Annotated in this window: 11 protein-coding genes; 7 read left to right on the forward strand and 4 right to left on the reverse strand. The window is 71.6% G+C overall.

Annotation, left to right across the window (positions count from 1 at the left end; all coding sequences use genetic code 11):
* Positions 1–11 precede the first annotated feature (11 nt).
* Entirely contained in the window at positions 12–773 is a 762-nt protein-coding gene (locus tag BLQ73_RS34510; RefSeq protein ID WP_093169778.1) for a ComF family protein, read from the forward strand.
* A gap of 154 nt (positions 774–927) precedes the next feature.
* Here the strand turns inward: BLQ73_RS34510 and BLQ73_RS08250 are convergent, their stop codons facing one another.
* Genes BLQ73_RS08250 through mtrA form a run of 3 tightly spaced genes read right to left on the reverse strand, consistent with a single transcriptional unit; the run spans position 928 to position 5,136 of the window.
* Positions 928–2,652: an LpqB family beta-propeller domain-containing protein gene (locus BLQ73_RS08250; protein WP_176955328.1), complete on the reverse strand. Its 1,725-nt coding sequence runs from the start codon at positions 2,650–2,652 to the stop codon at positions 928–930.
* A 28-nt stretch (positions 2,653–2,680) separates the two neighbouring features.
* Complete coding sequence (gene mtrB, locus BLQ73_RS08255; protein WP_093169780.1) at positions 2,681–4,435, reverse strand: MtrAB system histidine kinase MtrB; 1,755 nt, start codon at positions 4,433–4,435, stop codon at positions 2,681–2,683.
* A 23-nt stretch (positions 4,436–4,458) separates the two neighbouring features.
* Positions 4,459–5,136: an MtrAB system response regulator MtrA gene (gene mtrA / locus BLQ73_RS08260; protein WP_093169781.1), complete on the reverse strand. Its 678-nt coding sequence runs from the start codon at positions 5,134–5,136 to the stop codon at positions 4,459–4,461.
* Positions 5,137–5,479: 343 nt separating this feature from the next.
* Between mtrA and BLQ73_RS08265 the strand changes: the two genes are divergently transcribed.
* From BLQ73_RS08265 to BLQ73_RS08285, 5 genes are all read left to right on the forward strand, one after another.
* A complete protein-coding gene (locus tag BLQ73_RS08265) occupies positions 5,480–6,790 on the forward strand; it encodes a glycerophosphoryl diester phosphodiesterase membrane domain-containing protein (RefSeq protein ID WP_143020176.1) in 1,311 nt (436 codons plus the stop codon).
* On the forward strand, positions 6,787–7,422 hold the full coding sequence (locus BLQ73_RS08270) for a DUF4129 domain-containing protein (RefSeq protein WP_093169783.1): 636 nt from the start codon (positions 6,787–6,789) through the stop codon (positions 7,420–7,422). Before BLQ73_RS08265 ends, BLQ73_RS08270 begins: the two co-directional genes overlap by 4 nt.
* Positions 7,419–8,714, forward strand: coding sequence for a DUF4350 domain-containing protein (locus BLQ73_RS08275; protein WP_245690893.1), 1,296 nt, complete (start codon positions 7,419–7,421; stop codon positions 8,712–8,714). Before BLQ73_RS08270 ends, BLQ73_RS08275 begins: the two co-directional genes overlap by 4 nt.
* Positions 8,711–9,700 (forward strand): AAA family ATPase, encoded by a 990-nt coding sequence (locus BLQ73_RS08280; RefSeq protein WP_420819998.1) that lies wholly within the window; start codon positions 8,711–8,713, stop codon positions 9,698–9,700. Before BLQ73_RS08275 ends, BLQ73_RS08280 begins: the two co-directional genes overlap by 4 nt.
* Positions 9,701–9,845: 145 nt before the next feature.
* Complete coding sequence (locus tag BLQ73_RS08285) at positions 9,846–11,204, forward strand: DUF58 domain-containing protein (RefSeq protein ID WP_093169784.1); 1,359 nt, start codon at positions 9,846–9,848, stop codon at positions 11,202–11,204.
* A gap of 97 nt (positions 11,205–11,301) precedes the next feature.
* Here the strand turns inward: BLQ73_RS08285 and BLQ73_RS08290 are convergent, their stop codons facing one another.
* A complete protein-coding gene (locus BLQ73_RS08290; protein ID WP_093169785.1) occupies positions 11,302–12,297 on the reverse strand; it encodes a stage II sporulation protein M in 996 nt (331 codons plus the stop codon).
* A gap of 111 nt (positions 12,298–12,408) precedes the next feature.
* Between BLQ73_RS08290 and BLQ73_RS08295 the strand changes: the two genes are divergently transcribed.
* On the forward strand, positions 12,409–13,356 hold the full coding sequence (locus BLQ73_RS08295; RefSeq protein WP_093169786.1) for an RDD family protein: 948 nt from the start codon (positions 12,409–12,411) through the stop codon (positions 13,354–13,356).
* Positions 13,357–13,453: the final 97 nt, after the last annotated feature.

Consider the following 13,453-nt stretch of genomic DNA (forward strand, 5'->3'; position numbering starts at 1 on the left):
AGAGTCTGAGGATGTCGGCGGCCTTCCTCGATGTGCTCCTGCCTCCCCGATGTGCGGCGTGCGCGACCGGGGTCGGCCCGCTCTGCCCGGCCTGCGCTGCCGGGCTGTGCCACGACCCCGGCGTCCGCATGCCCACGCCTTCCCCTCCCGGGTTGCCGGAGTGCTGGTCGGCCGCCGACTACACCGGCCCCCTGCGCCGCGCCCTGACCGCCTACAAGGAGCGCGGCCTGACCGCCCTCGCCGCTCCCCTCGGCGCCGCCCTGGCCCTCGTCCTCTGGCGAGCCGTGGCCTCCGCCCTCGCCGCCCACCACCGGCACCCCCCTCCCCACAGCGGCTCGGCACCCCACGTCACAGTGGTGCCCGTCCCGACCACCCCCCGGGCCAAAAGGCGACGCGGCCACGATCCCCTCGGAACCCTGGCCGAGCTCGCAGTCGCAAGCCTCCGCGAATGCGGCCTCCCCCTCACATACGCACAACCCCTCGAACACCGCCGCCACCCCGAAGACCAGGCGGGCCTGAATTCCCGCCAGCGAGCCTCAAACCTCGCCCACGCCTTCCGCCTCCGCCCGACCCCCCGCGCCGCCCTGACGCCCCTCTGGGCCGCCCCCACAGGCATCCCCGGCCCCGTCGTCCTCGTAGACGACATCCTCACCACCGGCACCACCCTCACCGAAGCCGCCCGCACCCTACGCGCCGCCGGCGCCCACGTCCCCACCGCCGCCGTCCTCGCCGCCACCCCCCGCCGCACCCACCCCCGCCCTCTCGCCACCTGACCCAAGCCTCGGGAGCGGGCCGCTTCGCCCTGTCCCCGTTCGGGAGTCGGTCGTTTGGCTTGTTTCCGTTTGGGAGTCGGCCGACCCGGGAGTGCGAGGGGGCGCCGGTGCTTGGACTGAGGAGCGCCGGGAGCGCAGCGACCAGAGCGACACCTCACCCGAGGGGGAAGACCGGGAAGCCCGCCCCCTGCTTCGCCACGGTGATCCACTCCGACTTGCCGGCGTCGAAGCGGAGGATGCCGCCGTGCTTTTCGGTGCCGGCGAGCATGCGGTCGCCGAGGGCGGCGATGGTGTGCAGGCGTTCGTCGGCTTTGAGCTGTGTTCGGCCGCCGTCCCCGACGGAGTAGGCGTCGAGCCGTTTGCCCGCCTTGGTTTTGAGCAGCACGAGCAGGGTCGTGGAGTCCTTCCAGGCGATGTCCAGGATCTCGCCCGGTTTGGCGTCGGTGAGGGTTTGGAGGTGGTCGACGCGGATGTCGTCGCCTTGGCCGACGATCGCGCCGAGACGCACATGGACTCCGGTGGAGTCCTCGACGACCGCGGCGACCCGCACGCCGTCTCGGGCGACCTGGAAGGCTTTGACGGTGGTGTGCAGCAGGCCGGGGGCCTGGATGCGCCGTGTGCGGCCTCCGTCGTGGCGGAGCACGTGGGAGGTGGCCTCGCCGACCCGGTCGACCGCCCATAGGGCCGAGTAGCGGTCCCATGAGGGCGCGGTGAGGTCGGAACCGGCGATCCATTGCTGCCAGCGTCCGCCTTCGACGAGGGAGGTGACCCAGATACCTCCTTGGGAGGATTTGGCCGCGACTCTCGGTTCCTGGTCCATGGACAGCGCGGGCTCGGTGTAGAGGAGTTGTTTGCGGCCGGCGCCGCCGTACCACACGGGCCCCGCCACTGGGGTGCCGTTGCCGTCGGAGCCCAGCATGTGGAGCGCGCCGTCGTGGAGGTAGTAGCCGGCGATGTCGGTGCCGGGGTGCAGCAGCCGGTCGAAGTCGGCGAAGTCGTTGGGGGCGATGCGCAGCCCCGCCCCGGAGAAGGGTTCGCCGTTGGCGCGCAGTTCGATGGTCCAGTCTTTGGCGAGGTCGTGCAGTGTCCATTGGAGCTGCGCGTAGAGGGGGTCGCCGCCTCGGACCTGTTCTGACAGGTCGACGACGACGGTGTCGCCCATGGTGGTGACGCTGTTGACGCGGACGTGGTCCGGCAGGGCGGTGATGGCGGCGTCTTTGAGCGATCCGCTCGGCCCTTGGAGCAGCCTCTGCACGACCGTCTTGGCGAAGTCGCCGTCCGGCGCGACGGGGAGCCGTACCTGGTCGACGACGAGTCCTCTGCCGACCTGGTCGAGGAAGTAGAGGTTGACGGGGCGGTAGGCCCGCTGGACGTCGGCCTCGGTGATGATCAGGCCGTTGGGCACGGAGGCGATCCGCCACACTTTGCCGACTTTGACGAGGGTGGCGGTCCAGCTGGATTCGCCCTTGACCGTGCGGTAGCGCCCGTCGTCGTCGATTATCGCGCGTTTGGCGGACTTGAGCGTGACGCGCGTTTCTTTAGCGTCTTCGCTGAATGGCGCGGATTCGAAGTCGGCTGAGGCGACGACGCTGACGCCGTCCTCCGACCGCCAGACGCGGGCGGCCTCCTTGGTGAGGTATTGGCGTGCCACCGCGCGGCCTTGGTCGTCGTTGCTCGCCATTGCGGCTTGGAATCCCCGGACGACGGCCTCGGGGTCCCAGTCGTCTCGCGGCGGGGTGGGGATCAGGCGCGTGAACGGCTGCATCAGCGGGTCGCCCTTGTTGACCTCGCTCACCGACTCGGGGATGCCCCCGGTCGGGACGATGGCGCAGGCCGAGCTCACGACCAGGGTGGCGACGGCGGCAGCCGTACGCGTCATCCTGCGGAACCCGGTCCGTCTCCGGCCGTCACTCCGCATGCGGCCCCCCGTTCAGCCCGGGGTCGCCCAACGCGGGTGAGAGCACCGGCGTCATGTGTCCCCGCCATGTGCGCCGCATCTCGATCTCGGGCGGAACGAGCGAGAGAGGCGATCCTCTCAGTTCGGCGCCGGCGACGCGCGGCAGGGACAGCCGGAACTGTGAGCCTTCGCCGGGCGATCCCCACGCCTGGAGCCAGCCGCCGTGGAGCATCGCGTCCTCGCGGGAGATCGCGAGTCCGAGGCCCGTGCCTCCGATGGTCCTGGCCCTGGACGGGTCGGCGCGCCAGAACCGGTCGAAGACCATGTTCTCCTCGCCCGGTTTCAGACCCACCCCGTGGTCGCGTACGGCTACCGCCACCGAATCCCGGTCGCCTCCCACGGTGACGATGACGTCCTTGCCCTCGCCGTGTTCGATGGCGTTGAACAGCAGGTTGCGCAGGATGCGCTCGACCCGGCGGCTGTCCATCTCGGCCATGCACGGCTCGCTCGGCAAACGCAGATCGAACCGGGTCGAATGACGTTCGGCCAGTGCTTCGGAGTCGGCGACGGCCCGCAGGACCACGTCGCGTACGTCGACCGAGTCGACGTCGAGAGTGGCCGCGCCAGCGTCGTACCTGCTGATCTCCAGCAGGTCGGCGAGCATGGATTCGAACCGCTCAAGCTGGTTCTGCATGAGTTCGGCGGCGCGGGCGATGACCGGGTCGAAATCCTCGCGGTTGTCGTAGAGCAGGTCGGCGGCCATGCGCACGGTGGTCAGCGGGGTGCGCAGCTCGTGCGACACGTCGGAGACGAATTTCCGCTGGACCTGCGACAGCTCCTCCAACTGGTGGATCTTGAGCGCCAGGTTGGCCGCCATCTCGTTGAACTGGGTCGCGAGCCGGGCGAGATCGTCTTCGCCCCTGACTTTCAGGCGCTCGTCCAGGCGGCCGGCGGCGAGCCGTTCGGCGGCCTGGCGGGCGAGCCGTACGGGGGTGACGACCTGGCGCGTCACCAGGTAGGCGACGGCCGCGAGGAGTAGGACGAGTCCAGCGCCGACGACGACGAGCATCTGCCGTACCGAGGACAGCATCCGCTCTTCCTCGGTGAGCGGGAAGAAGTGGTAGAGCTCATATGTCGTGGGCACACCCTGTACGCGCACCCCGATGGCCAGGCCCGGCACCGACGCCGTCGCGCCCTTGTAGTAGATCGACACCGGGACGCTGGACGCGGCGTTGATGTCGGATTTGCGGACCTTGTCCTGGAGTGAGGCCGGGATGCTGCGCGGGTCGATGTTGTAGGTCGCGCGGTACTCCCCGGGCATCATCGTGTCGCGGATGATGGCCGTATACCGGTCGGGTGAGCCGGCCCGGGCGGCGAGCGCCTGGATGGCGCGGTCGATGGGCGCGTCGGAGGCGTTCTTGGCCACCCTGTCGGATTCGTTGACCGACTGCTTGGACGGGTCGTCGATCGACTGGTTGAGATAACCGCTGATCAGCACCCGGTCGGCGGTGGCCTCGGCCGTGGCGGCGACCAGTCTGCCCTGCACGACCGAGGTGATCATGCGCTGCATCAGGTAGACGCCCAGCACCGCGACCACGGTGACCGAGATCACGAGTGTGCTGGTGACGACCTGAAGTTGCAGGGAGCGCCGCCAGACGCGGCGCACCCTGCCTCCGGCACGCCGCGTACGCCGACGGACACCGCGGACGATCTGCCGGAATGTCCGGCGGCGCGGCTGTTTCTGCGTGGCGTATGGCGGGGGCATACCGGAAATGTGCTCGCTCGCACTCAGGCCGGACCGGCCTTGTACCCTACGCCGCGGACGGTCACCACGATCTCAGGACGCTCGGGATCCTTTTCGATCTTGGCGCGGAGGCGCTGCACGTGCACGTTGACGAGCCTGGTGTCGGCCGCGTGGCGGTAGCCCCACACCTGCTCCAGGAGCACCTCCCGCGTGAACACCTGCCGGGGCTTGCGGGCGAGGGCCACCAGGAGATCGAATTCGAGCGGCGTGAGGTTGATGGTCTCCTCGCCCCGCTTGACCGAGTGTCCGGCCACGTCGATGGTGATGTCGCCGATCTGCAGGATCTCGGGGGTCGGCTCGTCCGTACGGCGGAGCCGGGCCCGCACCCGCGCGACGAGCTCCTTCGGCTTGAACGGCTTGACGATGTAGTCATCGGCCCCGGACTCCAGCCCGAGCACGATGTCGATCGTGTCGCTCTTGGCGGTGAGCATCACGATGGGCACACCCGACTCCGCGCGGATGCGCCGGCAGACGTCGATGCCGTCGGCGCCCGGCAGCATGAGGTCGAGCAGCACCAGGTCCGGCCGGGTGTCGCGAAAAGCGTCGAGCGCCTTGTCGCCGTCTGAGACGAAAGAAGGTTCGAAGCCCTCTCCGCGCAACACGATACCGAGCATCTCGGCCAGAGCGGCGTCGTCGTCGACGACCAGCACGCGTCCTTTCATAGCCCCTCATTCGTTACTTCGCGTTGTGGGAGATTCTGGGCGAACCTGCACGGTTGCTGAAGGCTACCTTCGTCCAGCGGCCAGGTGATACACGACACATTGATCGGCCCACCAAACGCCAAATTTTAGGCGCATTTATTGGAACGTGCGAAGCTCTGCCCTCAATTACACCGCTACCGCCGATACCAACCGCCCACCCTGATGCCAGGCGGCAGCGGACATCCATCAGTCTGAGGTAAACAGCGCATCTGTGGCCATCCCCTCTGCCGAACTGCACGCAGAGACACTCAAGTCGGCCACATGATCGCCGCAAACAGTCACCCCACCATGCCAGGATTGGGATATGTCAGACGGTCACGGTTCCAACCCCGAGCCACCGCCCGCCTGGGCACCACAGCAACCACCGCCCTACGACGCCGAGCGTGCCTCTCCATGGACCACACCCGGCTCACCTCAGAGTTCCGGCCCTCAAGGCCAGGTTCCACCGCCTCAACAGCACCCCGGACAACCGTATGGCAGCCCGCAGCACGGGCAGCCGCCCTACGGCGGCAACCCATACGGCGCCTACGGGCAGGCACCCTATGGGCAGGCACCTTACGGGCAGCACCCAGGCTACGGCCAGGCTCCGCCGGCCCTGCGCCCAGGGATCATCCCGCTGCGCCCGCTCGGCCTCGGCGACATCCTCGACGGCGCGACCAAACTGATCCGGTCGAACCCCGGGGTCATGCTGGGCCTGTCGGCGATCTTCGCCGCCGCCGCGTCGATCCCGACGGCGCTCTCCCAGGCCGGGCAGCTTGAGACCCTCAACGCGCCCATTCCGCAGACCAGCGAGGCCGCGGTCGACGAGATGCTCGGCAGCCTCACCGGCCTCGGCGTCTCGCTGCTCGTCAGCTTCGTCGTCGTGACGGTGCTCGGCGGCATCGTGACCCGCGTGCTCGGCCGGGCGGTCTTCGGCGGCCGCATCACGATGGGCGAGGCCTGGAATCTCACCAAGGGACGGCTGCCCGCGCTGTTCGGCCTGGCCGTTCTGACGACGCTTGTCATCACGGTCGTCCCGCTATTGCTCATATTTCTGATCATGGCGGCGGTGTGGAGCGGCGTGGTCGATCCCATGACAGCGCTGGGCCTTCTGATGCTGTCAATCGCGATCATTCTCCCTTACGCGCTGTTCTTCCAGACGAAGTTCGCCCTGGCGGCGCCCGCGGTCGTGCTTGAAGGACGTTCCGCCCCGGACGCCATAAGGCGCTCATGGAGCCTGACCTCCGGGTCGTTCTGGCGCATTCTCGGCATCACTCTGCTGACCACGATCTTGGTCTTTCTCTTCAACACGCTCGTCAGCCTCCCGTTCGGGATGATCGTGGGCCTGATCGCCCTGACCGGCGGGGCCTCATCGGCGACCCTGATCATCGCCACACTGGTGAGCGCCATCGGATCCACGATCGCCGCCACCGTCGCCTACCCGTTCCAGGCGGGGGTGATGGGCCTGCTCTACGCCGACCGGCGCATGCGGGCCGAGGCGTTCGACCTGGTCCTGCAGACCGCCGCGATCGAACAGCAGCGCCAAGGCTGGGTCCACGCCTCCGCCGACGATCTCTGGCATCCTTCGAACTCCGCACACAACTCTGCACAGAGGACACCTCCGGGAGCACCGTGACACCTGTCGACGCCGAGCGGGGCGAAGCCCGGGGCGAGGCCGTACAGGAGCTGCTCAAACCGCACTACGAGAGCGAGCCGCTGCCGACGCGCCTCCTGCGCTACGTGCGGGAGTTCATCAGCGATCTCCTCGACTCCGCCACGGGCGGCACCGTCGGCGGGATCGCCGCCGCGATCCTGCTCGTCGCGCTGCTCCTCGCGCTCGCCGGGCTGCTCCTGTGGTGGGCGCGCCGCGCCGACAGGGGCCGCCGCGCGGTCGCGACAGGCGACCTGTTCGGAGGGGGCGTCCACACCGCCGCCGAGCACCGCCGGGCCGCCGACGCCCTCGCGGCCGAAGGCCGCTGGACCGAGGCGATCCAGGAACGGCTCCGCGCCGTCGCCCGCGACCTGGAAGAGCGGGCGCTCGTCGACGCGATGCCAGGCCGTACGGCAGGCGAACTCGCCGCCGACGGCGGGCGGGCCCTCCCGCCGCTCGCGGCGGACCTCGCCGCCGCCGCCCACCTCTTCGACGACGTCACCTACGGCGAGGTCCCGGGCACGGGCGACGGGTACGCGACCATGCGCGACCTCGACGAACGGCTCCGCCAGGCCCGGCCCGTCGCCGCCGCCGGGCAGCCGGGAGGAGCGCCGTGACCCAGCCCCCCGCACCCCAGCCCGCCGTGCCACACCCCGCCGTGGCCCAGCCCGCCGTGCCCCAGACCACAGCAACCCACTCCCCCGCGATCCACTCCCCCGCACCCGGACGGCCCTCGACCTCCACCTCCACCTCGACCTCCGTCTCCCCCACGGCGAAAAGCCTGTGGCGCTCCGGCCGGGGCATCGTCGCCATCGCGCTCATCATCCTCGCCGCGGCCGTGGTGACGCTGCTCCTGTCATCGGGCCAGCGACAAGGCCGCCCCCTGGACCCCGACGACACCTCCCTCGCGGGCTCCCACGCCTTGGCGCAGCTCCTGCGGGACCGCGGCGTGACCGTCCACCGGGTCGACAGCGCCGCCGCCGCGGAGGCCTCCGTGCGGGCGGCCCGCGAGAACGCGCAGGTGCTCGTGACGGGCACGGCCTACCTGAGCGAGCAGGAAGCCGACCGCCTCGCGTCGTCGAGAGCGGATCTGCTGCTCGTCGGGCCCGTGCCGTACGCCGAACGGCTCGCCCCCGACGCCACGACGCCCGAAGGCGGGCAGGACGCGATCTCCCGCTCGCGGGACCCGGGCTGCTTCCTGCCCGCCGCGGTGAAGGCCGGCAGCGCCTACCTCGGGGGCCTGACGTACAGCGGCCCGGCCGGCGCGATCGGCTGCTACCCGGCGGGCGACGCGTACACGCTGCTGCGCTACCCCCAGGGCGGGCACACGGTGACCTTGGTGGGCAGCGGCGACTTCATGACCAACCAGCGCCTCGCCGAGGACGGCAACGCCGCACTCGCGCTCAACCTCGCGGGAACCCGCCCCACACTGATCTGGCTCGTCCCTTCCCCGGAGCCGCCGCAGGTCGCTGGCGCCCAGGGCAAAAGCTTCAACGACCTGATCCCGGCCGGGGTGAAATGGGGCGCGCTGCAGCTGGCCCTGGCGGTACTGCTGGTGGCGTTCTGGCAGGGACGCAGGCTCGGCCCGGTCGTGGCCGAGAAACTGCCCGTCGTGGTGCGCGCCGCCGAGACCGTCGAGGGGCGGGGCCGGCTCTACCGGGCCAGGCGGGCCAGGGCCCGCGCCGCCGACGCGCTGCGGACGGGCACACTGCATCGGATCACTCCCCGCCTCGGCCTGCCGCCGGGCGCGGGATGGGAGGCTGTGGTGTCCGCCGTGGCGGGACGCACAGGACACGACACGGGCAGGGTTGGGGCCGCGCTGTACGGCCCGCCGCCCGCCGACGACGCCGGGCTGAGCGCCCTGGCCGACTATCTGGACAGTCTGGAGAGGCAGGTTAAGGACTCGTGAGCACATCCGAACCCGTGGACACCCGCGTGGACACCCGCGTGGGGGACGCGGCCAGGGACGCGCTCGGGGCGCTCCGAGCCGAGGTGGCCAAGGCCGTCGTCGGGCAGGACGCCGTCGTCACCGGTCTCGTCATCGCGCTTCTCTGCCGGGGCCACGTGCTGCTCGAAGGCGTGCCGGGCGTGGCCAAGACGCTGCTCGTGCGCACCCTGTCGTCGGCGCTGTCCCTCGACTTCAAACGCGTGCAGTTCACGCCCGACCTGATGCCGGGCGATGTGACCGGCTCCCTCGTCTACGACGCCAGGACGGCCGAGTTCGCATTCCACGAGGGGCCGATCTTCACCAACCTGCTGCTCGCCGACGAGATCAACCGCACGCCGCCCAAGACGCAGGCCGCGCTCCTCGAAGCCATGGAGGAGCGGCAGGTCAGCGTGGAAGGCGCCGCCCGGCCGCTACCCGACCCGTTCATCGTGGCCGCCACCCAGAACCCCGTGGAATACGAGGGCACCTACCAGCTTCCCGAGGCGCAGCTCGACCGGTTCCTGCTGAAGCTCACCGTGCCGCTGCCGCCGCGCGACCACGAGATCGCGGTGCTGGAGCGGCACGCCCGCGGCTTCGACCCCCGCGACCTGTCCCATGTCAAGCCCGTCGCCGGTGCGGCCGACCTGGCCGAAGGCCGGGCCGCGGTCGCCCGGGTGCACGTCTCCCCCGAGGTCCTCGGCTACATCGTGGACGTCGCCCGGGCGACCCGCCATTCCCCCTCGCTCCAGCTCGGCGTGTCGCCCCGAGGGGCGACCGCGCTGCTGGCCGCCTCGCGGGCGTGGGCGTGGCTCACCGGCCGGGCATACGTGACGCCCGACGACGTCAAGGCCCTCGCCAAGCCCGCCCTGCGGCACCGGGTCCAACTGCGCCCGGAGGCCGAACTGGAGGGCGCCACCGCCGACGGCATCCTGGACGGCATCCTCGCCTCCGTCCCGGTGCCGCGATGAGCGGCCCCGGGGCGACGACCGGCGCCACAACGGGCCGCGCCGGGACCAACGGCCCTGGGACGACCGGCGCCACAACGGGCGGCACCACAACGGGCGGCACCGGGACGAGCCGTGCCGGGACGGCCCACCCGGGAGGTCGCCGACCGTGGCGCTGACCGGACGGGCCGGGCTGCTCGCCGCGCTCGGGGCGCTCCTCGTGCTGATCGCGCCCCGGCCCGGCCTCGCCGTACTCGGCGTCTGCCTCCTCATCGCGGCGCTCATCGCCGTCGACCTGGCGCTCGCCGGCGGTGTGCGCGAGCTGCGCTTCCAGCGGTCGGGCGAACGGCTCGTACGGCTCGGCGGGCAGGTCGAGGCCGTCCTGATCGTGGAGAACCCCGGCAGGCGGCGCGTGCGCGGCGTGCTGCGCGACGCCTGGCCGCCGTCAGCGGGCGGGACGCCCCGCCACCACCGCCTCGATGTGCCTCCCGGCGAACGGCGGCGCCTCGTCACCACCCTCACCCCGACCCGGCGGGGAGACCGCGAAGCCGTCACCGTCACAGTGCGGGCGCTCGGCCCGCTCGGCCTCGCCGCCCGCCAAGGGTCCCACCGCGTGCCGTGGTCGGTGCGGGTGCTGCCGCCGTTCCTCAGCCGCAAACACCTGCCGTCCCGCCTGGCCCGCCTGCGCGAACTCGAAGGCCGGCACCCCGCGCTCGTCCGCGGCCAGGGCACCGAGTTCGACTCCCTGCGGGAATACGTCGTCGGCGACGACGTGCGCTCCATCGACTGGCGGGCGACCGCGCGCCGCAGCGACGTCGTCGTGCGCACCTGGCGGCCCGAGCGCGACCGGCGCGTGCTCATCGTGCTCGACACCGGCCGGACCTCGGCCGGCCGCGTCGGCGAAGCCCCCATCCCGCTCGCCGGCGCCGCCCCCCAACCGGCCGGCGGCGCGCTGCCCGCGCCCGGATGGCCGCGGCTCGACTGGTCCATGGACGCCGCGCTCCTGCTGGCCGCCCTCGCCGCCCGGGCCGGCGACCGCGTCGACTTCCTCGCCTACGACCGCGCGGTGCGCGCGTGGGTGTCGGGCGCCAGCCGTACGGAACTCCTGTCCGCCCTGGTCACCTCCATGGCCCCCATCGAGGCCGAGCTCGTCGAGGCCGACTCGGCGGGCATGGTCGCCGAGGTGCTCTCCCGGGCCAGACGCCGATGCCTGGTCGTCCTGCTCACCGACCTCAACCCGGCGGCCCTCGACGAGGGGCTGCTGCCGCACCTGCCCCAGCTCGCGTCGCGCCACCTCGTGCTCGTCGCCGCCGTCGCCGACCCCAGGGTCGCCGCCATGGCGGCCGGGCGGGGCGCCCCCGAGCTGGTCTACGACGCCGCGGCGGCCGAACACACCCAGAGCGAACGGCACAAGCTCACGGCGCGCCTCCGCCGCCAAGGCGTCGAAGTGGTCGACGCCCTCCCGGACGACATCGCGCCCGCCCTCGCCGACGCCTACCTGGCCCTCAAGGCCGCCGGGCGGCTCTGACCGCGACCTTTCGAGTCCCGGACGGCTTCCCCGGCCCGCACACCGCTCGGGCGACCGCCGACGCTCGGGCCGCGCGACTACCCCGGTAGACGGGCGGTCAGCCGGTGGTCGGGGCCAGGTCGGGGGCGCGCTCCACGTCGCCGGTCTCGCCCGCGAGGGCGGCGCGGCGGCCGAAGACGAGGACGTAGGTGAGGAAGAGCGCCTCGGCGACGACGCCGATGCCCACGCGCGCCCAGGTGGGCAGCGGCGACGGGGTGACGAGCGCCTCGATGAGCCCGGAGATGAACAGGACGATGACCAGCCCGATCGCCACGCTGACCACGGCCCTGCCCTGTTCGGCGAGGGCCTCGCCCCGGCGGCGGGCGCCGGGCGCGATGGCCGTCCAGCCGAGGCGCATGCCGACGGCGGCGGCGAGGAACACGGCGGTGAGTTCGAGGAGGCCGTGCGGGAGGATAAGGCCGAAGAAGACGTCGAGCTTGTCCCGCGAGGCCATGAGACCGCCGGACACGCCGACGTTGGCGGCGTTCTGCCAGAGCACCCACGGGATGGGGATGCCGAGCAGGATCGAGAACGCGATCACCTGAAGCGAGATCCAGGCGTTGTTCGTCCACACCTGACCGGCGAACGAGGCCGCCGGGCTCTCCGAGTAGTAGTTGGCGAAGTCGTGCTCGACGAGCTGTTTGATCTCGTCGGGGGACGCGATGGCGGCCTGGACCCCCGGATCGCCGGCCACCCACGCCCCGACGGCCACGGCGACCGCGACGAAGGCCGCCGTGGTGCCCAGCCACCACCAGCGGGCCTGGTAGACCACCACCGGCAGCGAGACCTGGAAGAACCTCACGAACTCCCGCCAGGCGGGGGCGTGCGCCCCGGTCACGGCCGACCTGGCCCGCGCGACCAGGGCCGACAGGCGGCCGACGAGCGCGGCGTCGGCCCGGCCCGACCGGAGAATGGACAGGTGGGTCGCCACGCGCTGGTAGAGATCGACGAGCTCGTCCACCTCGGCGCCGGTGAGCGAGCGCCTGTTCGCGATCAGCTTCTCCAGGCGGTCCCACGTCTCACGGTGCGCGGTCACGAAGGCGTCGACATCCACAGCGTGAGCCTATTGGCTTCATCGGCGCTCCGGGGAGGCGAGCGCGGGCGGGGCTTTCCGGCGGTGGCCGTACGTCGCGGCAGGCCGGTCCGCTCCCCTAGGGTGGAAACCGTGTCCGATGTCGTGACCGGTGAGGCCGTGGTCGTCGAGGTGCGCCTCGCGCAACTCCCCACGCGCGCCCTCGCGTTGATCATCGATATGGGCATCCAGCTCCTGACCATGGTCACCGTGCTGATGCTCGTCGCCAACGCGGCGCTGATCACCGACGGCGCGATGGCGACCGCGCTGATCGTCCTGTTCATCGTGCTGGTGATCGTGGGCTATCCCGTGCTGTTCGAGACCCTCACCAGGGGCCGCAGTCCGGGCAAGTTCGCCATGGGGCTGCGGGTGGTCGCCGACGACGGCGGCCCCGAACGCTTCAGGCAGGCGCTGTTCCGCGGGCTGGCCGAAGTGGTGGAGATCTGGCTGCTGACCGGTGCACCCGCGCTGATCACATCGCTGATCTCCGAGAAGGGCAAACGCCTCGGAGACATCTTCGCCGGCACCATCGTCATCTCCGAGCGCGGCCCGCGCACCGACGAGCCGGTGCTGGAGATCCCGCCTGTTCTCGCGCCGTGGGCGGCGAGCCTGACGTTCGCGCAGCTTCCGCTCGACCTCGCCGGCACGGCCCGGCAATACCTGTCGCGGCTTCCGCACCTTTCGCCGCCCGTGCAACACGAGATGGGCGTGCGCATCGCCACTCAGGTCATGGCCTATGTGTCGCCCCCTCCGCCCCCGAACGTGCCGCCGTGGGTCTACCTTTCCGCCGTGTTCGCCGAGCGCCGCCGCCGCGACCACGCCCGCTTCACCGGCCAGGCCGCCCCGGCCTCGCCCCCAGGGCCCCCAGCGCCGCTAGCGCCCCCAGCGCACTCCATGCCAGCACCGCCGTACGGCACGGCCGCCGGGCAGGCGGCCCCGGGCGTGTCGCCGTACGGCCCGCCCCCCGGCGAGACGGCCCGGCACGACTCGGACGCCGACTCGACCGGCACGACTCCGGGTGGGTTCGTCCTGCCGTCCTGAAGTCCGTCCTGCCGTCCTCAGCAGGCGCTTCGGCCACCGCGGCGGCGGGCCGCCGCGGTGGCCGAAGATCAGGACTCAGAGACCACGCCAGTCGTCA

Source organism: Sinosporangium album, from assembly GCF_900100605.1.
Taxonomy (GTDB): Bacteria; Actinomycetota; Actinomycetes; order Streptosporangiales; family Streptosporangiaceae; genus Sinosporangium; species Sinosporangium album.